At 37.1% G+C, this 20,747-nt stretch carries 36 protein-coding genes and 1 pseudogene; 2 read left to right on the forward strand and 35 right to left on the reverse strand.

Annotated elements, in window-relative coordinates; all coding sequences use genetic code 11:
* Positions 1-337 precede the first annotated feature (337 nt).
* From B9T66_RS03215 to rpsJ, 32 genes and pseudogenes are all read right to left on the reverse strand, one after another.
* Positions 338-1,276, reverse strand: a complete 939-nt coding sequence (locus B9T66_RS03215) for a thiamine-phosphate kinase (protein ID WP_095627560.1) — start codon at positions 1,274-1,276, stop codon at positions 338-340.
* Positions 1,277-1,278: 2 nt separating this feature from the next.
* Positions 1,279-2,097, reverse strand: a complete 819-nt coding sequence (gene nadC / locus B9T66_RS03220) for a carboxylating nicotinate-nucleotide diphosphorylase (protein ID WP_095627561.1) — start codon at positions 2,095-2,097, stop codon at positions 1,279-1,281.
* A 10-nt stretch (positions 2,098-2,107) separates the two neighbouring features.
* On the reverse strand, positions 2,108-2,803 hold the full coding sequence (locus B9T66_RS03225; protein ID WP_143429089.1) for a hypothetical protein: 696 nt from the start codon (positions 2,801-2,803) through the stop codon (positions 2,108-2,110).
* 11 nt (positions 2,804-2,814) lie between these two features.
* A complete protein-coding gene (gene rplQ, locus B9T66_RS03230; RefSeq protein ID WP_095627563.1) occupies positions 2,815-3,165 on the reverse strand; it encodes a 50S ribosomal protein L17 in 351 nt (116 codons plus the stop codon).
* 10 nt (positions 3,166-3,175) lie between these two features.
* Entirely contained in the window at positions 3,176-4,177 is a 1,002-nt protein-coding gene (locus B9T66_RS03235) for a DNA-directed RNA polymerase subunit alpha (protein WP_095627564.1), read from the reverse strand.
* Between the two features lie 21 nt (positions 4,178-4,198).
* Entirely contained in the window at positions 4,199-4,825 is a 627-nt protein-coding gene (gene rpsD / locus B9T66_RS03240; protein WP_095627565.1) for a 30S ribosomal protein S4, read from the reverse strand.
* Between the two features lie 9 nt (positions 4,826-4,834).
* On the reverse strand, positions 4,835-5,227 hold the full coding sequence (rpsK, locus tag B9T66_RS03245; protein WP_095627566.1) for a 30S ribosomal protein S11: 393 nt from the start codon (positions 5,225-5,227) through the stop codon (positions 4,835-4,837).
* Positions 5,228-5,237: 10 nt separating this feature from the next.
* Positions 5,238-5,600 carry a 30S ribosomal protein S13 gene (rpsM, locus tag B9T66_RS03250; RefSeq protein WP_095627567.1) on the reverse strand — a complete coding sequence of 121 codons (363 nt, stop codon included), beginning with the start codon at positions 5,598-5,600 and terminating at the stop codon, positions 5,238-5,240.
* Positions 5,601-5,603: 3 nt separating this feature from the next.
* Positions 5,604-5,717 carry a 50S ribosomal protein L36 gene (rpmJ, locus tag B9T66_RS03255; RefSeq protein ID WP_023927895.1) on the reverse strand — a complete coding sequence of 38 codons (114 nt, stop codon included), beginning with the start codon at positions 5,715-5,717 and terminating at the stop codon, positions 5,604-5,606.
* Positions 5,718-5,897: 180 nt separating this feature from the next.
* On the reverse strand, positions 5,898-6,116 hold the full coding sequence (infA, locus tag B9T66_RS03260) for a translation initiation factor IF-1 (protein ID WP_095627568.1): 219 nt from the start codon (positions 6,114-6,116) through the stop codon (positions 5,898-5,900).
* Entirely contained in the window at positions 6,117-6,875 is a 759-nt protein-coding gene (gene map, locus B9T66_RS03265; RefSeq protein ID WP_095627569.1) for a type I methionyl aminopeptidase, read from the reverse strand.
* Positions 6,875-8,134, reverse strand: coding sequence for a preprotein translocase subunit SecY (gene secY / locus B9T66_RS03270; RefSeq protein ID WP_095627570.1), 1,260 nt, complete (start codon positions 8,132-8,134; stop codon positions 6,875-6,877). Before secY ends, map begins: the two co-directional genes overlap by 1 nt.
* Positions 8,134-8,535 (reverse strand): 50S ribosomal protein L15, encoded by a 402-nt coding sequence (rplO, locus tag B9T66_RS03275; RefSeq protein WP_095627571.1) that lies wholly within the window; start codon positions 8,533-8,535, stop codon positions 8,134-8,136. Before rplO ends, secY begins: the two co-directional genes overlap by 1 nt.
* A 19-nt stretch (positions 8,536-8,554) precedes the next feature.
* Complete coding sequence (rpsE, locus tag B9T66_RS03280; RefSeq protein ID WP_095627572.1) at positions 8,555-8,995, reverse strand: 30S ribosomal protein S5; 441 nt, start codon at positions 8,993-8,995, stop codon at positions 8,555-8,557.
* A gap of 20 nt (positions 8,996-9,015) precedes the next feature.
* A complete protein-coding gene (rplR, locus tag B9T66_RS03285) occupies positions 9,016-9,372 on the reverse strand; it encodes a 50S ribosomal protein L18 (RefSeq protein WP_095627573.1) in 357 nt (118 codons plus the stop codon).
* A gap of 10 nt (positions 9,373-9,382) precedes the next feature.
* Positions 9,383-9,919: a 50S ribosomal protein L6 gene (rplF, locus tag B9T66_RS03290; RefSeq protein ID WP_095627574.1), complete on the reverse strand. Its 537-nt coding sequence runs from the start codon at positions 9,917-9,919 to the stop codon at positions 9,383-9,385.
* 14 nt (positions 9,920-9,933) lie between these two features.
* Positions 9,934-10,329, reverse strand: coding sequence for a 30S ribosomal protein S8 (gene rpsH / locus B9T66_RS03295; protein ID WP_095627575.1), 396 nt, complete (start codon positions 10,327-10,329; stop codon positions 9,934-9,936).
* 10 nt (positions 10,330-10,339) lie between these two features.
* Positions 10,340-10,525, reverse strand: a complete 186-nt coding sequence (locus B9T66_RS03300; protein WP_066387869.1) for a type Z 30S ribosomal protein S14 — start codon at positions 10,523-10,525, stop codon at positions 10,340-10,342.
* Between the two features lies 1 nt (position 10,526).
* Complete coding sequence (rplE, locus tag B9T66_RS03305) at positions 10,527-11,072, reverse strand: 50S ribosomal protein L5 (RefSeq protein ID WP_095627576.1); 546 nt, start codon at positions 11,070-11,072, stop codon at positions 10,527-10,529.
* Positions 11,072-11,308 carry a 50S ribosomal protein L24 gene (rplX, locus tag B9T66_RS03310; RefSeq protein WP_095627577.1) on the reverse strand — a complete coding sequence of 79 codons (237 nt, stop codon included), beginning with the start codon at positions 11,306-11,308 and terminating at the stop codon, positions 11,072-11,074. Before rplX ends, rplE begins: the two co-directional genes overlap by 1 nt.
* A complete protein-coding gene (rplN, locus tag B9T66_RS03315; RefSeq protein ID WP_095627578.1) occupies positions 11,305-11,673 on the reverse strand; it encodes a 50S ribosomal protein L14 in 369 nt (122 codons plus the stop codon). The genes rplX and rplN overlap by 4 nt, the downstream gene beginning before the upstream one ends.
* The gene (rpsQ, locus tag B9T66_RS03320; RefSeq protein ID WP_095627579.1) at positions 11,670-11,936 is read right to left on the reverse strand and encodes a 30S ribosomal protein S17; all 267 of its coding nucleotides are present in this window, start codon (positions 11,934-11,936) and stop codon (positions 11,670-11,672) included. The genes rplN and rpsQ overlap by 4 nt, the downstream gene beginning before the upstream one ends.
* Positions 11,933-12,127: a 50S ribosomal protein L29 gene (gene rpmC, locus B9T66_RS03325; protein WP_095627580.1), complete on the reverse strand. Its 195-nt coding sequence runs from the start codon at positions 12,125-12,127 to the stop codon at positions 11,933-11,935. Before rpmC ends, rpsQ begins: the two co-directional genes overlap by 4 nt.
* Positions 12,114-12,539, reverse strand: coding sequence for a 50S ribosomal protein L16 (rplP, locus tag B9T66_RS03330; RefSeq protein ID WP_095627581.1), 426 nt, complete (start codon positions 12,537-12,539; stop codon positions 12,114-12,116). Before rplP ends, rpmC begins: the two co-directional genes overlap by 14 nt.
* A gap of 2 nt (positions 12,540-12,541) precedes the next feature.
* Complete coding sequence (gene rpsC / locus B9T66_RS03335) at positions 12,542-13,273, reverse strand: 30S ribosomal protein S3 (RefSeq protein ID WP_095627582.1); 732 nt, start codon at positions 13,271-13,273, stop codon at positions 12,542-12,544.
* Between the two features lie 173 nt (positions 13,274-13,446).
* Positions 13,447-13,797, reverse strand: a pseudogene (gene rplV, locus B9T66_RS03340) (50S ribosomal protein L22); the annotation flags it as partial.
* A gap of 9 nt (positions 13,798-13,806) precedes the next feature.
* Positions 13,807-14,088, reverse strand: coding sequence for a 30S ribosomal protein S19 (gene rpsS, locus B9T66_RS03345; RefSeq protein ID WP_095627584.1), 282 nt, complete (start codon positions 14,086-14,088; stop codon positions 13,807-13,809).
* Positions 14,089-14,097: 9 nt separating this feature from the next.
* The gene (rplB, locus tag B9T66_RS03350) at positions 14,098-14,925 is read right to left on the reverse strand and encodes a 50S ribosomal protein L2 (RefSeq protein ID WP_095627585.1); all 828 of its coding nucleotides are present in this window, start codon (positions 14,923-14,925) and stop codon (positions 14,098-14,100) included.
* Between the two features lie 18 nt (positions 14,926-14,943).
* On the reverse strand, positions 14,944-15,225 hold the full coding sequence (locus tag B9T66_RS03355) for a 50S ribosomal protein L23 (RefSeq protein ID WP_095627586.1): 282 nt from the start codon (positions 15,223-15,225) through the stop codon (positions 14,944-14,946).
* Between the two features lie 14 nt (positions 15,226-15,239).
* A complete protein-coding gene (gene rplD / locus B9T66_RS03360; RefSeq protein WP_095627587.1) occupies positions 15,240-15,863 on the reverse strand; it encodes a 50S ribosomal protein L4 in 624 nt (207 codons plus the stop codon).
* Positions 15,864-15,873: 10 nt separating this feature from the next.
* Positions 15,874-16,452 carry a 50S ribosomal protein L3 gene (gene rplC / locus B9T66_RS03365; protein ID WP_095627588.1) on the reverse strand — a complete coding sequence of 193 codons (579 nt, stop codon included), beginning with the start codon at positions 16,450-16,452 and terminating at the stop codon, positions 15,874-15,876.
* Between the two features lie 31 nt (positions 16,453-16,483).
* Positions 16,484-16,795, reverse strand: a complete 312-nt coding sequence (gene rpsJ, locus B9T66_RS03370; RefSeq protein ID WP_095627589.1) for a 30S ribosomal protein S10 — start codon at positions 16,793-16,795, stop codon at positions 16,484-16,486.
* A 309-nt stretch (positions 16,796-17,104) separates the two neighbouring features.
* Between rpsJ and B9T66_RS03375 the strand changes: the two genes are divergently transcribed.
* Positions 17,105-17,518, forward strand: a complete 414-nt coding sequence (locus tag B9T66_RS03375) for a hypothetical protein (protein WP_095627590.1) — start codon at positions 17,105-17,107, stop codon at positions 17,516-17,518.
* The gene (locus tag B9T66_RS03380) at positions 17,490-18,041 is read left to right on the forward strand and encodes an FkbM family methyltransferase (protein WP_095627591.1); all 552 of its coding nucleotides are present in this window, start codon (positions 17,490-17,492) and stop codon (positions 18,039-18,041) included. The genes B9T66_RS03375 and B9T66_RS03380 overlap by 29 nt, the downstream gene beginning before the upstream one ends.
* Before the next feature lie 9 nt (positions 18,042-18,050).
* Here the strand turns inward: B9T66_RS03380 and dapF are convergent, their stop codons facing one another.
* From dapF to B9T66_RS03395, 3 genes are read right to left on the reverse strand one after another with little or no spacing between them, the layout of a single operon-like run.
* Positions 18,051-18,848 (reverse strand): diaminopimelate epimerase, encoded by a 798-nt coding sequence (gene dapF / locus B9T66_RS03385; protein ID WP_095627592.1) that lies wholly within the window; start codon positions 18,846-18,848, stop codon positions 18,051-18,053.
* A gap of 2 nt (positions 18,849-18,850) precedes the next feature.
* Positions 18,851-19,510 (reverse strand): dephospho-CoA kinase, encoded by a 660-nt coding sequence (gene coaE / locus B9T66_RS03390; protein WP_095627593.1) that lies wholly within the window; start codon positions 19,508-19,510, stop codon positions 18,851-18,853.
* Positions 19,511-19,518: 8 nt separating this feature from the next.
* The gene (locus tag B9T66_RS03395; RefSeq protein ID WP_095627594.1) at positions 19,519-20,688 is read right to left on the reverse strand and encodes a glutathionylspermidine synthase family protein; all 1,170 of its coding nucleotides are present in this window, start codon (positions 20,686-20,688) and stop codon (positions 19,519-19,521) included.
* Positions 20,689-20,747 lie beyond the last annotated feature (59 nt).

Raw genomic sequence — 20,747 nt, forward strand, 5'->3', positions numbered from 1 at the left:
ATGCTTATCTTTTATTTCTTGCTTAGATGTCAAAGATCATTACCAAAATCTTGTTTCCATATTTCTAAATAATTCTAAAGACCCTATGTATCTTAAACGATATAGAGATTTTAAAGTATTTATATTATAGATAAAGTATTTTAAGTAAAAAGAACACCACAAATTGATTGCTAAAAGACATTAGAATATGTTGTGTTACATTTGGTAGTAATTACATAAGCTAGATGCTTTAGTATCTCAAAATTGGGAAACGAAATACTACACATACAAAGCTTAAAGTTTGCTTTTGGATATTTGAAATATTATAAAAAATCAAAAAAATCATAAATTAAAACACCTAATGCCATTTTTTTGTGTGTGTCTTTATCTTACCTCGCGTTACTTTACCTACTTCTAGCACACCAATTCGACATATTTTAAGGATTCTGTGTAAGGCGATTTTTTGCTTTGGAGAAATCGCAAAAAGAATTTCATATTCTTCACCACTTTGCAAACGCCACTTTTGTTTGCCCATAGACATGGATCGCAAAAAACTGCTATATCTCATACCATATCCACCCAAAAGCTTTATCACATCTTGCAAAAGTCCATCAGAAAGATCCATACTCGCCTTTATATTTTTGCCAAAACGCTTCATAAATGCCACGCGTAATGTTGGATACAAAAAACGATTAATATGCACTCTCATAGAATCTAGATTATCTCTATACAAAGTGTGTCGCTTAAAATTTGTGTTTGAAAAATCCTTGTTGGCGAGCAAATATTTGAGAGTTCGAAAAGATTCTCCAAGTCCATGGATTCTATCTTGTGTGCAAAAGATTGATAATCCTTTTTGCTTTACCACACGCGGAATCACACGTTTTGCTTGACCAAAAATACATATATGAAATTCCAATCTATTTCCACACATAGTATCGCCACCCACAATTTGTATGGCAAATTTTTGACACATTGTTTTTGTGGCATTAATAATCTCTTGGATATTCTCTGATGTGAAATCTCTTGGTATCACAAGGCTTAATAGCGCATATTTTGGCAAGGCATTTTTGGCAATAATATCTGAAATATTTACCAAAAATGCCTTTTGGGTCGCTTCATAAACACTAAACCATGAACGCTTAAAGTGAATATCCTCACAAAACCCATCAAGAGCAACTATCCAACGCCTAGAATCTCCAAAAGCATCAAAGCCAAATGTATGCACATCATCATCAAGCTTAGCACACACTCCGCTCTTTTGTAATCCTTTTATAAAAAATTCTTCTATACTTTGCATAACTACTTTTGCATTTTTAAGCTTACATCAAGCCATTTTGCCTGATGTATAAGCGCTCCTATACTTAAGGCATCAACGCCACTTCTAGCATATTCACTAATATTGTGCAATGTGATATTACCACTAGCTTCTAATGCAATATGTGGATAGCTCTCATTGCGTAACGCCACAACCTTTTTAATCTCATCAATCACCATATTATCGCACATCACAATATCAGCACCAGCCTCAAACGCTTTTTGTGCCATCGCATAATCATTGACTTCAATCTCAATCTTACATGTCCAAGGAATCTGCTTGCGTGCGTGTGCAATCGTAGATTCTAAATCTTGGATAAGCGCTAAATGCGTATCTTTTAGCATAAGTGCGTCATCTAGCCCGAATCTATGATTATCTGCGCCACCATTCCGCACAGAATATTTTTCAAATACACGCAATAGTGGGCGTGTTTTGCGCGTATCAAGAATCTTGATATGTGTTTTGGCACATTGCACAAAAGCGTGGGTATGTGTCGCTATTCCACTGCTGTGGGCAATAATATTAAGCAAAGTGCGCTCAATTTGAAGAATTGCGACATAGCTCCCGCGCAAAATTCCTAAAATCTTATGAGATTCAAAGGCTTGTGAATCTTGCACAAATAATTCTAGTGCAACATTATGCGCACTACATAAAGCCTCGATATATATTTGACCAGAAAAAATTCCCACCTCTTTGGCTACGATATGCGCACAAGCATCTCTATCTTGCACCACATATGCAAATAAATCTCCTCTCCCTAGATCTTCAGACAAAGCCTCTTTGACAAACTGCGCAATATCCATATGACATCCTCTATTTTTCTAACATAAGTTTTAGGGTATGTATTTGTGTGCCAACTCTTACATAAAGCTCTAAAACACCACTTTGTAATTCGCTAGGATCAATCACGATAAAACCTCCCCTTGGTGGATTGCCAACCTTAAGTGTATTTTTACGCAAATAGCTAGAAAGAATAACTGATCTTTCTCTTCTTTTTTCTTCAAGGCGTTCAGATTGTTCAAGGCGATCCCGCGCACTATATACCCAAGGTGTATACAGAAAAAATCCAGGGTGACCACGATAGATAAGGATAGGTGAAGGAATCAAAACAGATTGTAAAGAAGTTTGCTCTTTGGGCGTAAAGATACCAAAAGATTCTATAGCTTTACCAAAATTGAGATTTGATTGTTTAGCCGCTTCATAATCTAGAATCTCTACTTGTTTGCCATTTTGTAGTGCCCATATACAATCCACATCGAACATAACTTCATCGCCTTTTTTCATTTGGGCTACAATAAATATAGCTAAAGGTATATTGTTATTTCCTCCTATGAGGTGTTGAGCAACTTCAAAATGAACTAAAGATTGTGATGTTTGGGAGGTAAAAATCTCTACCCCACTATCAAATTCTCTCTGTAAAGAATCCTGTGGGAGTGCAGTAATGTGATAACTAGAACAACCAAGCGATAATAGACTACACATAAATACTATTACGCGTAGTCCTTTCATTATGCTTTAAATTATACAAACTCAATGATAGCCATTTGTGACGCATCACCTCTGCGAAGACGCGTTCTTTGAATCCTTGTGTAACCACCATTGCGATCTTTGTATTTTGGTGCTATTTGTGCGATAAGTTTTTTGGTGGTTTCCTTATCTTGCAAAGACGCAAATACAAAACGATGTGTATTAAAATCTTCAACTCGAGCAGCACTCACAAGTTTTTCAATATAAGACTGAAGCTCCTTTGCCTTAAACACGCTTGTCTCAATTTTTTCATATTTTATAAGTGCAATAGCAAGATTCTTAAGCAACGCCTTTCTATGTGCTGAAGTCCTACCAAGTTTTCTGTATCCATGATTGTGTCTCATTGTGCTCCCCTTAAGCTTTTAGTTTGGCAAGTTTGCGAGAGAATGTTGCTTTTAGATCTTCTGAGAGGTCTACACCTATAGGATAACCCAACTCCTGAAGTTTTTCAGCAATTTCATCAAAAGATTTCTTGCCCATATTCTTGATATTTTTTATATCATTTTCTTCCATACATGTGAGCTCGCCAACATACTTAAGTCCTGATCTATCAAGACAATTAAAACAACGTGCGCTCAAATCCAAAGAACTCAAAGTCATTAAAAGCGTCTTGAGCTCTCCACTATCCTCTGTATTTCTGCTTGGCGTATTAGTTTCTTGAAGCTCCACACCAAAAACAGCCATTTGTTTATACATTATGGCAATCGCATCTTTAAAAGCTTCCAATGGCTTAATCTGTCCATCTGTTTGAATATCAAATACAAGCTTTTCAAAGTTTGGATTATCCTCAACCAAGATATTGCTAATATCATACACAACACGCTTTACTGGAGTAAAATACGCATCAAGAGGTATATATCCTTCTGGTATATCAGCTCTAATCTCTTCACTAGGCACATATCCTATGCCTTTTTTAATCGTGAGAGAAAAACTTAATTCAAAATTTTCATTAATAGTCGCTAGATATACATCTGGATTCACTACATCTGTTAAATCATTGATAAGATCCTTGCCATTTAATACCATAGGACCCTTAAAGTTATAGCTAAGCTCCACAGAAGAATCATTTTCTTTATCTTTGATACTAAAACGAATATTCTTGAGGTTTGCTATAAATTGCGATACATCCTCAACAATTCCCCGAATAGAATCAAATTCATGTGTTACGCCATCAATTTTTAAAGCTATTGCTGCATATCCTACCGAACTCGAAAGCAACAAGCGTCGTAATGGATGAGCAAAAGTAATAGCATAGCCAGATTCAAAAGGTGAAACACTTATCGTAATGCGGTTTTCCCCCAATTCCTCTATTTTTATATCTTCAGGAATATAGGGCTGTGTTTTAATTGTTTTCATCCTAATTACCACCTTTATATATTATTTAGAATACAACTCAACGATAAGTCTCTCTTCGATAGGAATTACTACTTCTTCTCTCACAGGGAAGCGCGTAAAGATTCCAAAAGCTTTGTCTTTATCGACATCAACCCAAGGCACAATTCCTGTCTGTGCAGTAAGCTCAATAGCACGAATGACTTGAGGATTTTTTTTGCTTTTTTCTTTAAGCTCGATTTTTTGTCCAACACGCACAGAATATGAAGGTATATCTACTCTTTTACCATCTACCAAAATATGTCCGTGTGTTACCAATTGACGAGCAAATCTTCTTGTGGTAGCAAAACCCATACGATATACAACATTATCAAGCCTGCATTCAATAAGACGAATAAGATTCTCTCCTGTATTCCCTTCTTGTCTATTAGCTTCTCTAAAAAGCGCTCGGAATTGCTTTTCACTTGTGCCATACATAATTTTTGCTTTTTGTTTTTCTGCAAGTTGCAATCCATACTCTGAGATTTTACCTCGTTTTTGCCCATGCTGACCAGGACCATATGGGCGCTTTTCAAGTGCGCTTTTACCAGCTAAACGACGCTCACCCTTTAGTGCGAGAGACACACCAAAACGTCTTTCTAGTTTTTCTACCGGACCTCTATATCTTGCCATCTTTTCTCCTTACACTCTTCTTCTTTTTGGTGGTCTACAACCATTATGTGGCAATGGCGTTACATCTTTGAGCCACAATACCTTAATACCCTCTGTTGCACCTACACTTTTTACAGCAGTTTCACGCCCACTTCCTGGTCCTTGAACCTTAATACCAACTTCTTTGATGCCATGTTCTTTTGCTTTGGTTAATGCAGACTCGACTGCTTGTTGTGCCGCATAAGGAGTAGATTTCTTGCTCCCCTTAAAGCCTAAGCCACCCGCAGTAGCCCAACAAATAACATTACCCATCTCATCTGTGACGGTTACATTTGTATTGTTAAAGGTTGCAGAAATACACACAATCCCACGAGCGATATTTTTTTTCACCACTCTCTTTTTTGTTACATTGCGTTTTGCCATTCTCTACTCCTTATTTGCTTCCAACGGTTTTTTTCTTGCCCTTGCGTGTTCGGGCATTATTTTTTGTTGTTTGACCGCGGACAGGCAATCCTCTTCTATGACGCAAACCGCGATAACTTCCTAAATCCATAAGTGCCTTGATATCCATCGTAACTTTCTTACGCAAATCACCCTCGACCATATAGCTTTCTTGAATCTTTTTAGCTATAGTAGAAACTTCGTCCTCGCTGAGATCATGAACTCGCTTATCAAAAGAAATATTAACAGATGTGAGTATATCTCTGGAACTTTTCAAGCCTATTCCATAGATATAAGTCAATGCATACTCTACTCTTTTTTTCTTTGGCAAATCTACACCAGCAATTCTCGCCATTGTTTATCCTTGTCTTTGTTTGTGTTTTGGGGTTGAGCAAATCACTCTAACCACACCCTTACGTTTGATAATCTTACATTTATCGCACATTTTCTTGACCGAAGGTCTTACTTTCATACCTACTCCTTGCTTGAAATTTGCAAAATCTAGGCTCTATTAAAACAGAAACTCGATTTTAATAAAACTTGGGATTGTATGCAAAAAATCATTAAAAGCCACTTAGATCTCACTAAATTGCAAAATCTAGTTCTTAAACTTCTCATACAAAATCTAAGAGCTAGATTCTGAAAGCCTATATTATTTATTTCGATAGACAATCCGTCCTTTATCTACACTATAAGGTGTTAGCTCGATACGCACCTTATCACCGGGTAAAATCCTAATGTAATTCATACGCATCTTGCCTGCTATTCTACATAGCACAACCTTACCATTTGCAATTTCAACTTTAAAGGTAGCATTAGGCAATGCCTCTATAACTTTGCCATCAACCTCTATCATATCATCTTTTGCCATTTATACCTCCGTTAATATCTGCGCCTTACCACCAATAATTGCAACCGTATGTTCATAATGGCTTCCATTAAGTCCATCAGCAGAAACCACCGACCAATTATCACTTAACACTTTAGGTTCGCCACTTTTTTGACAAATCATAGGCTCTATGCAAAACACCATTCCCTCACGAATCTTAGGTCCTTGCTTAGGATTTGGTGTTTCCAAAAAATTTGGAATCTCTGGTTCCTCATGGGGTGCACGACCAATTCCATGCCCACAAAAGCCCTGCAGTGGCACAAATCCACTTGCTACAATACGATCTTGCAAAAACTTACTCAATTCCTTAAAATGCATATTGACACGTATAGAATCTATAGCATCATATAAAACATCTTTGGAGCATTGTATAAGCTGCTCATCTGTTTTGGTAATCTCACCTATACCAAAAGTAATAGCTCCATCACCAAACCATCCATTATATTCTGCTCCTATATCTACACCTACGATATCACCACTCTTTAGTCTATAATCAGTCGGAATACCATGAATAATGACTTCATTTACAGAAATACAAACAGCACAAGGAAAGCCATACAAACCCTTAAAAGAAGGCTTCGCACCACAAGAAAGAATAAAATCCTCTATGATAGAATCTAATTCTTTTAGACTCATGCCCTCTTTTGCGCTCTTTCGTGCTAGATCCAAAGATTGCGCAACAACGCGATTTGGAATCTGTAATGCTGAAATTTCTTTAGGATTCTTAATGCTTATCGCCATTACAATCCAACCGCACTAAGAGTTTTATACTTGTTCATATAAATCTGTGCTTCAATTTTTCGCATAGTATCTATAGCCACCTGCACTACAATAAGCACTGCTGTCCCACCGAAATAAAACTGAATGCCTGTAGCTTTGACAATAAGCCAAGGAAGTGTAGAAACAAGTGCCAAATATAAAGAACCCCACAATGTTAAATTGCTCGCAACATTATTTAAAAATGTTGACGTGCCCTCTCCAGGACGCATACCTGGTATAAATCCACCCTGTCGTTTGAGATTATCCGCTATATCCTTGGCATTAAAAACTATTGAAGAATAAAAATATGCAAAGAAAATAACCAATAAAAACATAAGAAGATTATAGGTATATCCAGTTGGGCTTAAAATATCAGCAATCTTACGCACTACTTCATTCGAAGAAGCTTGTAAAAGTGTCGAAGGAAAGACTAAAATCGCTGATGCAAAAATAGGAGGAATCACACCACTAAGGTTAATTTTGATAGGTATGTAATTCATAATGCGCTTATTTTGGTTTTGCATAATAACCTTGCGTGCATAAGAAACTTGGACTCTGCGTTCTGAAAGCTCCACTATGATAATAGCCAAAATAGTAAAAATCACTACAAGTAAGAGCCCTATAAACGCAATAATGCTAATTTGATCTGTATTTACCAAATCAAAGACTGTGGCAATTGCTTGTGGAATGCCTGACACAATACCAGCAAAGATAATAAGACTAATACCATTACCAACGCCTCTTTGCGTGATTTGCTCACCAATCCACATAAGCAACATAGTGCCTGTAAGCATAGAAAAAACCGCTATAGTTACAAAAACCGGTAAGTCAATTGTTACAGCAGAACGCGCACCTTCTTGAATGCTACCAAGACCTATACTTACGCTTATAGCTTGCACAATGGTAATAACAATAGTGACATAACGGATGATTTGCATATATTTTTGCATACCATCGCGCTCTTTTTTCATTTTTGCTAAACCTGGAAATGTAGCTGAAAGAAGTTCCATGATAATGGATGCAGTAATATAAGGCATAATACCTAAAGAAATAATACTAAAACGCTCAATGGCATTTCCGCTAAACATATTGAATAAGCCCAAAACGCCATCCGAATAATCACTAATAATGCTCTGAATTACTCCTACATCAACACCTGGAACAGTGACATACGCAAGAACTCTATAAACAAATAAAAATGCTAAAGTAATAAGAATTTTATTAAAAATCGCTCTATTCATTATTTATTTCCGCTAGTTGTAATAGACTCATCCTTAATTTTAGCAACAAGTGTTTTTGCCTTTGTCCCAATAATCTTGACACACGTTACATACGAAGGTATAGTAATTTTTTCTCTCAAGCTTACCATAGTAATTTCTGTAAGAGAATCTAACACGCTCACCTTATCCGCATTCACAACATAAGGTTTTGATACCCTAGAAGTAAACCCAACTTTAGGCAATCGTCTTTGTAGTGGTTGCTGACCACCCTCAAAACCTCTCTTTGCTTTATAACCCGTTCTAGCAGTTTGTCCTTTTCCACCTCTTGTAGAAGTTTTTCCCATACCACTGCCTTGACCACGACCAACTCTCTTTATATCTTTTACACTACCCTTTGCAGGTTTAATATTTTCTAATGCCACGAAAACTCCTTAATAATACTTAAGCTTTAATCCTAGATAATGCATCAACCGTAGCACGAACAATATTATAAGGATTGTTTGAGCCAAGAGATTTTGTCAAAATGTCTTTAATACCTGCTAATTCAATCACAGATCGTGCTGATCCACCAGCAATAACACCTGTTCCCTCGCTTGCAGGTTTTAACAAAATACGACTTGCATTATATTTACACTCAATGTCATGCGCTATAGTGGTGCCTTTAACATTGACTTTGATGATATTTTTAAACGCATCATCAATTGCCTTTTTAATTGCATCAGGGACTTCTTTAGCTTTTCCTAATCCAAAGCCTATAAGACCATTTTTGTTGCCAACCACAACTAATGCATTGAATCTAAAGCGACGACCACCTTTTACAACCTTTGTAACCCTACCAATGTTTACCACTACTTCACTAAATTCTTCTCTATTAATTTCCATAAGCTTCCTTTCACTTTACACTAAAATGCGATACCATTTTTTCGCAAAGTATCCGCAAACACTGCAACCACGCCATGATACAAATAGCCATTTCTATCAAACACTATCTTAGAAATACCTTTCTTAGCAAGTTCTTGTGCAAAGCTTTGAGCAATTTTGGCAACATTTTCTTTATTATTGCCAAGCCCCATTTTTTTGCCATCAACTGCCACTAATGTTCTAGATTCTGTGTCATTAATCGCCTGTGCATAGAAATACTTATTCGATCGAAAAATCGTTACTCTAGGCATATCTGCAACACCAAAAACCTTGCCCCTTGTTCTAAGCTTGCGCTTAGTGCGCAATACTTTTTTTCTTTCCAATATATTTTCTCTCATTGCTCACACCTTATTTTTTAGAAGTTTTACCAGCTTTGCGGATAATCACTTCATCAGAATATTTAATGCCTTTACCCTTATAAGGCTCTGGTGGTCTAAATTTTCTAATTTCAGCGGCAATCTGCCCTATCTGTTGTTTATCGCTACCCTTAATAGTAATGGTATTTTTTTCTACACTCATCTCAACACCTTGAGGTATTGGATACACTACAGGGTGAGAAAAACCAAGTGCAAGTTCTAGATTCTTGCCATTAACATTTGCCTTGTATCCCACACCATTAATTTCCAAAACTTTTGTAAAACCACTGCTCAAGCCTATCACTATATTATTGGCTAATGCGCGATATGTTCCCCAATATGCTCGAGATTGTGGAGTGTCATCACTTTTAGCAAACCAAATATTGCCATCTTTTATTTCAATATTGACACGTCCAAAAGTTTCTAGTTCTTGTTGAGATTTAGCACCTTTAAAGAGTAATTTACTCCCTTCCAATACTACTTCTACACCATTTGGAATACTAATTGGTCTTTTTCCAACTCTTGACATCGCTATTCCTCCCCTTACCATATACTGCAAAGTGCTTCGCCACCGACATTAGCCTTATATGCCTCATCATTTGCGATCACACCTTTACTTGTGCTTACCACGATAGTTCCATAACCATTTTTGAATCGTTTTAATTCGTTATGTCCCTTATATACGCGTCTACCAGGCTTACTAATTCTTTTAATTTCATTAATGGCACTTTTACCTTGTTCATCATATTCAAGCTGCACACTAATAGATTGTTTACCATCTTTATCAATCACCTTATAGTCTTTGATAAAGCCTTTTGTTTTAAAAACTTCCAAAATAGAAACAACAATTTTTGCATAATACAAATTTGTAACTTCTAGTCTTCTCATGGAAGCATTGCGAATGCGTGTCAAAGAATCTGCAATAATATCATTTACCATCACTCACTCCTTACCAGCTTGCTTTTCTAAGTCCTGGGATCAATCCCTCATTGCCCATTTTACGTAGGCATACACGACATAACCCAAAATCTCTATATACAGAATGTGGTCTACCACATACTTGACATCTTGTATAGGCTCTTGCACTAAATTTTGCTTTTCTCTTAGCTTTTGCTATCATAGATTTTTTTGCCATTTTATCGTCCTTTTGCAAAAGGCATACCAAACATTTCAAGTAGTTTGAAAGCCTCTTTATCGCTATTAGTTGATGTTACGATCGTGATATTCATACCATGTGTCACCATAATATCATCATACACTACTTCTGGGAACATAAGCTGCTCATTAAGACCAAAACTATAATTTCCTCTCCCATCAAAACCATTGCGTTTAATACCCCTAAAGTCTTTCACTCTAGGTAATGCAATAACAATAAGTTTTTCCAAGAAGTTATACATCATATTGCCTCTAAGTGTAACTTTCACACCCATTGGCATACCTTCACGCATCTTAAATCCTGCTACAGATTTTTTAGCTTTCGTAACAATCGCCTTTTGTCCAGCAATAAGCGAGATTGTATCGGCAATATTTTGCATAATTTTGCTATCTTTTGCATAATCTCCCGCACCAACGCTAATCACAATTTTTTCTAGTCTTGGGACAAGCATTGCATTTGTAATTTGCAATTCTTCTTTAAGCTTTGAGACAAGCTCTTCTTTATACTTTCTACGTAACTCAAACATTATTTATCTCCCTCCGCTTTTTTCACATTAGAGATATCTATTGGCATCTCTTTGTTTGCAAAGCCACCTTTGGGATCTTTGTCGCTAGGTTTGATTGATTTTTTAGCTACTCTCAAACCCTCAACTATAACTTGTCCCTTTTTTGGTAATACCTTAATCACCTTACCACTTTTACCTTTATCATCACCAGCGATAGCTACAACTACATCGCCCTTTTTAATTTTGCATTTCACTATAACACCTCCGGAGCTAACGATACTATTTTCATAAAATTTGCATATCGCACTTCTCTACTAACTGGTCCAAAAATCCTTGTGCCAATAGGTTCCCTTTTTGCATCAAGGATTACAGCAGCGTTTTCATCAAATCGAACCAAGGATCCATTTTCTCTATGAATCTCCTTTTTTGTTCTCACAATCACTGCTTTAACTACTTGCCCTTTTTTAACTTTTCCATTTGGAATTGCTTTTTTTACAGATGCAACAATCACATCACCAACACGTGCGTAGCGTCTATGACTACCACCAAGAACCTTGATACACATAATCTCTTTAGCGCCACTATTATCAGCGACATTCAATCTTGTAAAACTTTGTATCATAGCTCTACTCCTTTCACCACAATATCTTTTAATCTAAAAGATTTGCTCTTAGAAATTGGTCTACACTCAATTGCACTCACCACATCGCCAACCTTGGCTTGATTGTTTTCATCGTGGATTGTATATTTCTTAAATCTCTTAACGATTTTTCTATACTTTGGGTGGAGAACTTTTCTCTCTAAAAGCACCACCACACTTTTATCGCCTGCTTTACTTACAATTCTTCCTTGTATCACTCTTTTGTGTGCTTGTTTTTCACTCATTTGACATCCTTTTTGGCATTAATCGCTGTATTAATCCGTGCTATGTCTTTACGCACAAATTTAAGCTCACTAGGATTTGTTGATTGCATAGTCTTTAATTTAAGCCTAGTTTCAAACAACAATGACTTCTTTTCTTTAAGCAACTTTTGTAATTCGACAATATCTTTGTCTTTCAATTCAGTAAATTTCATTTTCGCTCTCGCTTGTTATGATTTTTGTTTTAAATGGGAGTTTGCTTTGTGCCAATGCCAAAGCTTCACGTGCCAATCCTTCATCAATACCTATCATTTCATAAATAATACGACCAGGTTTAATGTTCATAACCCATTTTTCGACACCGCCTTTACCTTTACCCATTCTCACTTCAAGAGGTTTTGCTGTCAATGGCTTATCTGGAAAAACTCGTATCCACACCTTACCAGCTCTCTTGATGTGACGTGTCATCGCAATACGTGCAGATTCTATTTGTCTAGAATCTATGCGTCCGTGTTCTAATGCTTTAATACCTATATTGCCAAATGCAAGAGAGCAACCGCGAAATGACTTGCCACGATTGCGACCTTTCATCTGCTTTCTATATTTTGTCTTTTTTGGCATCAACATAATTATTGCCTCCCTCTTCTTGTTCTAGTTCTTGGCTCTTTCTCGCCTCTTTCAGCATGTGGTTCTCTCGTAGATTCTCTCTCGCTTCTTTCTTGCTGAATCCCTTTATGTAGCACTTCACCTTTAAAAATCCACACCTTTACGCCAATGATTCCATATGTTGTCATTGCTTCTGCAAAGCCATAATCAATCTTTGCGCGTAGTGTATGTAGAGGCACTCTACCTTCCATATACCATTCAGTTCGCGCCATTTCAGCACCAGCTAGACGACCAGAAACTTTAACTTTAATACCTTTAGCCCCAGACTTAAGCGCTGATTGCATAACTTTCTTCATCGCGCGTCTAAATGCTACGCGTTTTTCAAGTTGTGTAGCAATATTTTCTGCAGCTAATTGTGCGTTTGTTTGTGGGCGCTTAGCTTCTTTGATATTGATACTAACCTCTTTTTTAAGGAGCTTTTTTAAAGCTTCTTTATGTTTGTCAATATCAACACCTTTTTTACCTATAATAAGTCCGGGTTTGGAAGCCACCACAGTTACACGCACTTTGTGTGCAGCACGCTCAATAATAATCTCACTCACACCAGCGTAATACATCTCGCTCTTTAAGAACTTGCGTATCATATGATCTTCTAAGATATTTGAAGGAGTCGCCTGTGTAGCAGGAAACCAACGAGAAGACCAATTCCTATTAATTCCTAATCTTAAACCTATTGGATTGACTTTTTGACCCATACTTACTTGCCCTCACCTTCTGTTGTTTTGCTTGTTTTTGCCGCAGTTGATTTCGTAGCTGCTTTTTTTGCTGGCTTAGATTCTGTTACCTTAGCTTTTTCTTGCTTAGGTTTAGATTCTGAAGTTTCAGATTTTGTGCTTGTCGCCTTAGATGTTTTTTGGGCACTAGCAGCTTTTTTAGCACTTTCAGTCTTTTTCACAGAATCTTTTGGAGTGCCTACCTCTACAAACACATGAGATGTAGGTTTTCTAATAGGTGTAGCACGACCCTTGGCTCTTGGCATAAAGCGTCGCAAAACAGGACCAGCATCAACTCTACAAGATAACACTACAACTTCTTGTGCGTCATAGCCACCATTTGCTACTGCAGAAGCAAGCACTTTGGAAATAATCCTTGCCGCTTTGTTTGGTGTGAATTCCAAGCTTGCAATTGCAAGTTCAGCATTCATGCCTTGAATCTCCCTAGCAATTAGACGAGCTTTTGTAGGAGAAAGTCTAATATATCGTAATAATGCCTTGCTCATACTTCCTCCTTATTTACCAATTTTCTTTTGGACACTACCTTTGTGTCCTTTAAAAGTTCTAGTGGGAGCAAATTCACCCAATTTATATCCAACATGATTCTCTGTGATATATACAGGAACAAATGCTCTGCCATTATGCACATTAAAAGTTAAACCTATCATATCAGGTAAGATCGTGCTACGTCTTGACCATGTTTTGATTGGTTTATTATCTTTAGAATCTCTTGCTTTCAAAACTTTTTTTAACAAAGAGTTATCGATGAATGGACCCTTTTTAATTGATCGTGACATATTACTTCCTTATTTTTTCTTTCTTGAAATAATGAGCTTATCACTCGCTTTTTTCTTACGAGTTTTAAAGCCCTTCGCAGGCGTTCCCCAAGGAGATACAGGATGCCCACTTGATCCAGTCTTACCTTCACCACCACCATGTGGGTGATCTACAGGGTTCATCGCACTACCTCTAGTCTGTGGTCGAATACCTCTATGGCGGTTTCGTCCAGCTTTACCAATAGAAATATTGATAAAATCTTCATTCCCTACAACACCAATAGTTGCCATACATTCTTCTAAAATGTAGCGCATCTCACCACTTGGCATTCTCAAAATGATATATTTTCCCTCACGCCCCATGATTTGCGCACTAGCTCCCGCACTTCTAGCAAGCTGACCGCCAGCACCAGGATGCATCTCAATATTATGCACGATAGTTCCTATAGGAATTGCTTTAAGTTTCATTGCAAAACCTACTTTGATATCTAATCCTGATTCTGCAGACATAACACTATCGCCTACTTTCAAACCGGATGGTTGAATGATATAGCGCTTTTCTCCATCAGGATATGTAATAAGTGCAATGCGACAATTTCTGTATGGATCGTATTCAATAGCACTTACCTTACCTTCAAGACCAAATTTGTTGCGCTTAAAATCAATAATGCGATAGAGTTTTTTTGCTCCTCCCTCTTTATGACGACTTGTAATTCGTCCATTATTATTACGTCCAGCAGACACAGGAAGCTTTACAAGCAAACTTCTCACGCTTGGCTTTGCGGTAATATCTTTGGAGCTCAACCCACTCATAAATCTCCTGCTAGGAGTGTAGGGCTTATATGTTTTAATTGCCATTTCTATTCTCCTTTATCATTACACCGAAAGAGCGTCAATCTTGGCGCCTTCAGGAACTTTTACATAAAATTTTTTGAAAGATGCTCTTTTACCTTCTCTGCCTCTGAAACGCTTTACCTTGCCCTCTTGCTTAAGAGAGTTAATCTTAAGAGGAGTGAAGCCAAAATACTCTTGAAACACTGCTTTTAATTGATTTTTAGTGACACCACTTGCGGTTTGCACTACAAGCATTCCTTTTTCTTGCAAAGCCAAAGACTTTTCTGTGTAAAGGATTGATTTAATATCTGTTATATCTGCCATTGTCTCTCCTCCACTTATTTGCTAACTTTTTTAGTCGCTATAATCTCATCAAATACCGCTTTTTCAATCACCACACAACGGAATGTAGCAACTAAGTAGGCATTTAACTCATTAGAATCCACAACATAACATTCTCGCAAATTTCTGTATGCTAAAAATGTTTTTTCATCACTAAATTGCCCCACAAAAAGTGCATTTTTATCACCAAGTGCGCAAAATTTTGCATACGCATCTTTTGTCTTACCACTTTGTATTGCTACAGAATCTACAACAAAAAGCTTATTCATCTGTGCTTTTTGTGCCAACGCATACTCAAGTGCTAAGCGTTTTTGTTTTTTATTGATTTTCAAGTCATAATTGCGTTTTGTAGGCCCATGAGAAACACCACCACCCACAAAAATAGGAGAAGTAATACTCCCTGCACGCGCGCGACCATTTTTCTTTTGTCTCCATGGTTTTTTACCACCACCGCTGACTTCACCACGATTTTTGGCATATGCATTATTTGCACGCAAAGATGCCAAATAGGACTTTACATACAAATACAAGTTATGTTCATTAACTTGCTCATATTCCTTTGGTAATTCAATCTCGCTACTTTTTTTAAGATTATTATCTAATACAATTGCCTTACTCATACACCGCACCTTATTGTGTAATTTGGATTCTGCCATAAGCTCCATTGTAGCCTGCTACAGAACCTTTCAATACCAAAATATTGCTTTCCTTATCAAAAGAAAGCACGGTATTTCTTGTATTCACACGCTCATCACCATAATGCCCTGCCATTTTTTTACCTGGCTGCACCCTTCCTGGCCATTCACGATTTCCGATAGATCCAAGTCGTCTGTGAAATCTACTACCATGCGCAGCAGGACCACCTTGAAAATTCCATCGCTTCATCGCACCACTAAAACCTCGACCTTTAGAGTTAAAAATGCTTTTCACACTCTTTGCGCTTTCTAGAATCTCTGTATTAAGATCCCCTTGCTCTGTGTTGGCAACTTTGAGTGTAGCAAATCTATTAAATTCTTTGCTTAAGCTATATTTTTTCTGAATCCCTGCAATAGCCTTATTCATAGCCTTACCTTTTGAATAAGCTACCAACGCCTTTCCATTGTCATATACTTCACACACTTTCATATTAAGCACACGAAGTAGCGTCACTGCTTCACTCTTGGTGCCAATGGTTCGGCTCATACCAATCTTTTCAACGATAAATTCCATAACTCTTTCCTTGTGTAATTTCTAAAATTCCCTACTTACTCATGGAAGTAACTTCTACATCTACTTCTGGAGCTAAATCAAGTTTCATAAGGCTATCCACAGTATCAGGCGTCGCAGACATAATGTCAATGATACGATGATGCACTCTGATCTCAAATTGTTCGCGTGAATCTTTGTTGATATGTGGGGATTTAAGCACTGTATAGCGACGCTTTTTAGTAGGAAGTGGGATAGGTCCCCTAATCTCTGATCCAGTGCGTTTCACAGCCTCAACGATTGCAGCTACCGAACGATCCAAAACCCTATAATCATAGGCTTTCAACTTTAATCTAATTTTTTCCATTTGCTATCCTTTTTTATGAAAGAACTCATCACATTTGGCTCAAAATCCATTCAAAAACACAAATGTAATGCAATTTAAAAGCGTGAATTGTAGTCAAAAAAAACTTTTTTTGCAAGACTTTTCCCTATTTTTCGCAAAGAAAGAAAAATTTATTTCCTTTTTATAAGGACAATATTTCCATAGCGTAATCACATTTATTCTAGAATAATGCGATTTTATACACAATCCTCAAAAAATATCTTGTATAAACTTTATATTTAGTGTAAGATTACGGAATTTTAAAAAACTCCAACTCAAAGGAATATCCCAATGTTTGCAAAAATTGCCACCTTTATTTATCAACAAATTCTCGCCTCAAATCAAAAGATAAGTTTCAAGTTTTATGTGAAGCTTCGTTCCTTGATTTTAAGATTTACTGATCCTCTCATTACCTTAAGTTTTCGTGGTTATACATTGAGTATGCCATTTTCTCATACAATATTTCTCAATCAAAAAATTTATCCAACATATGATATGCAACTCCACAAAATAGCTAATTATATAACTCAAAAAATGGACTTTATACACATTATAGATGTAGGTGCAAACATTGGTGATACTGCTGTTTTTATGGATATGCCCAAAGCACAATTTCTACTTGTAGAAGGTGAAACACGCTACAATGACCTCATTGAGGAAAATTTTTATAGACATTATGGTCAGGCTACTAGGGGGGGGGGATAAGCTTATCATAGAAAATACTTTCATTACCGACAAACAAAGTACCTATACAATTACACGTTATGATGGAAGTGCTAGACTCCAGCAAACCCAAGATTCTGAGGATACTCAAAACAGCATTGTTTTTCACACATTAGACTTTCTTGTTGACAAACATAATTTTAAACCAAACTTTATCAAAGTTGATACAGATGGTTTTGATTTTAAAGTCATTCGCAGTGCCGAAAATACCCTAAAAACTTACAAAAGCACACTCTTTTTTGAATGGGATCTTTTCTTTCTTCAAGCTCAAAACGAAAATCCCACAAGTATTTTTACATATCTCAACTCTTTAGGTTATACACAATTACTCATCTTTGATAACTTTGGAAATCTCCTTGTTATCTTGCATTCAGATGACATCCAAAATCTTTCTTTAATTCTAGATTATACACGCAAAAGCAACAAACACATCTACTATTATGATGTATTGGCATTACATAAAGACACTCCACTTGATGCATGGGAGTGCGCAAAGTTATTATAACTAAACAGCCTAAGCCTCTACTTCACACACTGCTATGCGTTGCACTGCGCCTTTGAGATATACGACATTGCGAGAATCTATACGCACTTCCAAAAGCTCTTTGCTCGGTGGTGTGATAGTGGTTTGTGAATCTACTAATCCAAATCTATATGCCAATGCCATCACTGCTGCAGCACCTGTGCCACACGCTAAAGTGATATCTTCCACACCACGCTCATAGGTTGCATATACGATATGTTTCCTATCTTGGATATAGGCAATATTCACATTTGCATTATATTTCTGACGCAATCCTCGTAAAAATGTGTTGTGCGGGCTATTAGATTCTGGTATATGAGATTGTGTATCTGTTAGACATACCAAATGTGGCACTCCAGTATCCAAAAGATACCATTTCTCACCCCACAAGCTAGGTTCTTGCACTTGTTGTATAAAGGTATATTCCCCCAACATACTCTCGACCAAAAGTGGATTTTGAGAATCCACAACAATCCCAATCTCACCTGCCAAACTCAAAAATGTATGTTCTTTTGGTGCTATGCCTTCAACATAAGCAAAGCTCCCCACACACCGACTCGCGTTACCACACATTTCTGCTATGCTACCATCAGCATTCAAAAAAATCCATTCATAAGCAATATGCTCTTTTTGGCTTGGTGTTAGCACCACAAAGCCATCAGCTCCTATACCGCTATGTCTTGCGCACCATTTTTGCGCATATTGTCTATAGTCTGCCTTTGGCGTATCAGCAAACGCATTATAGAGCAAAAAATCATTCCCATTAGCACAATATTTTACAAGTCTCATCATTACTTCCCTATTTGCATAGAATCTTCTAATTTTTCCAAAGCCTCTTCTACAAGGGCTTTTAAAGCCATTTTGTCGCCTACATTTTTAATCACATAATCACTCATTGCGCATTTTTGCTCTATGTCCATTTGGGCATCAATGCGTGCCTGTGCAGATTCTTTGCTTAGAGAATCACGTGCGATAATTCGCTCCAAACATTGATCTTTTGGTGCATATACCAAAAGAATCTTGCATACAGGATATTTTTCTCGCCCTCCAGATTCAAAAAACAACGGAATATCCAAAAAATAGCATTTTTGTTGAGATTCTAGTTCTCGTGCAGTATGTAAAATCGCTTGGTGAATCTTGGGGTGCAAAAGAGATTCTAACTTCTTGCGTGCGTTTTTGTCGCCAAAAACAAGTGCACCCAATGCTTTTCTATCCACGATACCCTCTCGCACAAATTCCGCTCCAAAAGTGAGTATCACCTCATTAGCACTTGCTTGCAATATCATATGCGCAATTTCATCAGCACACAAAACAACATAGCCTTTATCCCTAAGTATCGCTGACACACTACTTTTGCCACTGCCAATACAACCTGTAAGCGCTACTCCATACTCCAAAGGTGCAAGATTCATAGAATCTAGATTCTCTCCATGAGACAAAGACCCAGACATAACGCGCCTTAGTTAATCATATGCGAAACAAATTTTGCATAATTATCCAAAATATCGCCACCCTTGCGGAATCCCAAACCACAAGATTCATACGCAAAAAAGACATTTGCTTGATAATATGAAGCATTATGACTATTTAGCTCATAAAATTCCTGATACACGCGCTTTTGCACACCATATATCCCATCTTTTACATGTATTGCCTTGCCTTGTGCATCGCAAATCTCTACATTCTCACCTTCTCTACCAAATGATGGCTTACTTACTTGTTTGCGTCCAAGTGGCTCAAAGCTAGATTCTAAGAGCAATGGATGTCGTGGAAAAAGATCCCACAAAATCTTTAGCATTCTTTTACTTTGAAACATCAATGTATATGCGGGATTAAGAAAAATTGTGTTTTTATTGCTCATCATCTCACGCATTAATGCCAACATTTCAGGCTCATCAATAGCAATAAATTCCCAAGGTATTAGCTTAAACAAAAATTCATATTGCATATTATCATATATCACGCCATCTTGCGGACTAAAGCTCACTTCATCTATAGGTGCATATGCACTTTCAAATCCTGCTTCTTTGGCTAATTGGCACAAAAATCGCGTAGTAATTTCTTCTTCAATATTGCCCCTAATACTAGAAAAAAGAATTTTCCAACCCTCATACAGATCATCAAAAAAGCTTGTATCTGAACTCAAAGTAACAAGACGCTTAAAGTTTTGACGCAAAGCTTGGGAAATGTCATTAAATTGTAAATTTTCATCAAAGCCATTTGCCTTTAGTAACGCCCATTGAATGAGTGCACTTTCATAAAGCATTGTTGGTGTATCAGCGTTGAATTCCAAAAGTTTTATAGGTTTGCCATCAAGCCCACCAGCAAGATCAAATCGCCCGTATAAATGCCAATGTATGTCCTCTTCCCAACTCTGTCTAATCATATCATGCAAACTTGGCGGTATATCAAGCTCAAAGAGTAAATTATTCTCCAAAACATATTCTCCAGCCTCCACATACATATCATATAATTCATTGCCTGCATTATAAAATGCCTCTGCCTCATCTTGCGAAATACATACGACTTCATCAGCAATATATGCCGAATTATCCAAATCCGTATGCCACTCTAACCCAATTTCCTCTAGTGTTTGTGAATCCAAGGGATTAACATGTAAAATTTCCATCGTGTGTCCTTGATATGTAAGTTTCTACCTAAAGTAAATATTATTATACAAAAGTCGAT

Origin of the sequence: Helicobacter sp. TUL (genome assembly GCF_002287135.1) — a bacterium.
Classification (GTDB): Bacteria; Campylobacterota; Campylobacteria; order Campylobacterales; family Helicobacteraceae; genus Helicobacter_F.

Bases quoted from the DNA above. Each gene is read 5' to 3' on its own strand.
- B9T66_RS03215 (WP_095627560.1), bottom strand. From the start codon at position 1,276: ATGCAAAGTATAGAAGAATTTTTTATAAAAGGATTACAAAAGAGCGGA.
- nadC (WP_095627561.1), bottom strand. From the start codon at position 2,097: ATGGATATTGCGCAGTTTGTCAAAGAGGCTTTGTCTGAAGATCTAGGG.
- B9T66_RS03225 (WP_143429089.1), bottom strand. From the start codon at position 2,803: ATGAAAGGACTACGCGTAATAGTATTTATGTGTAGTCTATTATCGCTT.
- rplQ (WP_095627563.1), bottom strand. From the start codon at position 3,165: ATGAGACACAATCATGGATACAGAAAACTTGGTAGGACTTCAGCACAT.
- B9T66_RS03235 (WP_095627564.1), bottom strand. From the start codon at position 4,177: ATGAAAACAATTAAAACACAGCCCTATATTCCTGAAGATATAAAAATA.
- rpsD (WP_095627565.1), bottom strand. From the start codon at position 4,825: ATGGCAAGATATAGAGGTCCGGTAGAAAAACTAGAAAGACGTTTTGGT.
- rpsK (WP_095627566.1), bottom strand. From the start codon at position 5,227: ATGGCAAAACGCAATGTAACAAAAAAGAGAGTGGTGAAAAAAAATATC.
- rpsM (WP_095627567.1), bottom strand. From the start codon at position 5,600: ATGGCGAGAATTGCTGGTGTAGATTTGCCAAAGAAAAAAAGAGTAGAG.
- rpmJ (WP_023927895.1), bottom strand. From the start codon at position 5,717: ATGAAAGTAAGACCTTCGGTCAAGAAAATGTGCGATAAATGTAAGATT.
- infA (WP_095627568.1), bottom strand. From the start codon at position 6,116: ATGGCAAAAGATGATATGATAGAGGTTGATGGCAAAGTTATAGAGGCA.
- map (WP_095627569.1), bottom strand. From the start codon at position 6,875: ATGGCGATAAGCATTAAGAATCCTAAAGAAATTTCAGCATTACAGATT.
- secY (WP_095627570.1), bottom strand. From the start codon at position 8,134: ATGAATAGAGCGATTTTTAATAAAATTCTTATTACTTTAGCATTTTTA.
- rpsE (WP_095627572.1), bottom strand. From the start codon at position 8,995: ATGGAAATTAATAGAGAAGAATTTAGTGAAGTAGTGGTAAACATTGGT.
- rplR (WP_095627573.1), bottom strand. From the start codon at position 9,372: ATGAGAGAAAATATATTGGAAAGAAAAAAAGTATTGCGCACTAAGCGC.
- rplF (WP_095627574.1), bottom strand. From the start codon at position 9,919: ATGTCAAGAGTTGGAAAAAGACCAATTAGTATTCCAAATGGTGTAGAA.
- rpsH (WP_095627575.1), bottom strand. From the start codon at position 10,329: ATGGTAAATGATATTATTGCAGATTCTTTGACACGCATTCGCAATGCT.
- B9T66_RS03300 (WP_066387869.1), bottom strand. From the start codon at position 10,525: ATGGCAAAAAAATCTATGATAGCAAAAGCTAAGAGAAAAGCAAAATTT.
- rplE (WP_095627576.1), bottom strand. From the start codon at position 11,072: ATGTTTGAGTTACGTAGAAAGTATAAAGAAGAGCTTGTCTCAAAGCTT.
- rplN (WP_095627578.1), bottom strand. From the start codon at position 11,673: ATGATACAAAGTTTTACAAGATTGAATGTCGCTGATAATAGTGGCGCT.
- rpsQ (WP_095627579.1), bottom strand. From the start codon at position 11,936: ATGAGTGAAAAACAAGCACACAAAAGAGTGATACAAGGAAGAATTGTA.
- rpmC (WP_095627580.1), bottom strand. From the start codon at position 12,127: ATGAAATTTACTGAATTGAAAGACAAAGATATTGTCGAATTACAAAAG.
- rplP (WP_095627581.1), bottom strand. From the start codon at position 12,539: ATGTTGATGCCAAAAAAGACAAAATATAGAAAGCAGATGAAAGGTCGC.
- rpsC (WP_095627582.1), bottom strand. From the start codon at position 13,273: ATGGGTCAAAAAGTCAATCCAATAGGTTTAAGATTAGGAATTAATAGG.
- rpsS (WP_095627584.1), bottom strand. From the start codon at position 14,088: ATGTCACGATCAATTAAAAAGGGTCCATTCATCGATAACTCTTTGTTA.
- rplB (WP_095627585.1), bottom strand. From the start codon at position 14,925: ATGGCAATTAAAACATATAAGCCCTACACTCCTAGCAGGAGATTTATG.
- B9T66_RS03355 (WP_095627586.1), bottom strand. From the start codon at position 15,225: ATGGCAGATATAACAGATATTAAATCAATCCTTTACACAGAAAAGTCT.
- rplD (WP_095627587.1), bottom strand. From the start codon at position 15,863: ATGAGTAAGGCAATTGTATTAGATAATAATCTTAAAAAAAGTAGCGAG.
- rplC (WP_095627588.1), bottom strand. From the start codon at position 16,452: ATGGAATTTATCGTTGAAAAGATTGGTATGAGCCGAACCATTGGCACC.
- rpsJ (WP_095627589.1), bottom strand. From the start codon at position 16,795: ATGGAAAAAATTAGATTAAAGTTGAAAGCCTATGATTATAGGGTTTTG.
- B9T66_RS03375 (WP_095627590.1), top strand. From the start codon at position 17,105: ATGTTTGCAAAAATTGCCACCTTTATTTATCAACAAATTCTCGCCTCA.
- B9T66_RS03380 (WP_095627591.1), top strand. From the start codon at position 17,490: ATGGTCAGGCTACTAGGGGGGGGGGATAAGCTTATCATAGAAAATACT.
- dapF (WP_095627592.1), bottom strand. From the start codon at position 18,848: ATGAGACTTGTAAAATATTGTGCTAATGGGAATGATTTTTTGCTCTAT.
- coaE (WP_095627593.1), bottom strand. From the start codon at position 19,510: ATGTCTGGGTCTTTGTCTCATGGAGAGAATCTAGATTCTATGAATCTT.
- B9T66_RS03395 (WP_095627594.1), bottom strand. From the start codon at position 20,688: ATGGAAATTTTACATGTTAATCCCTTGGATTCACAAACACTAGAGGAA.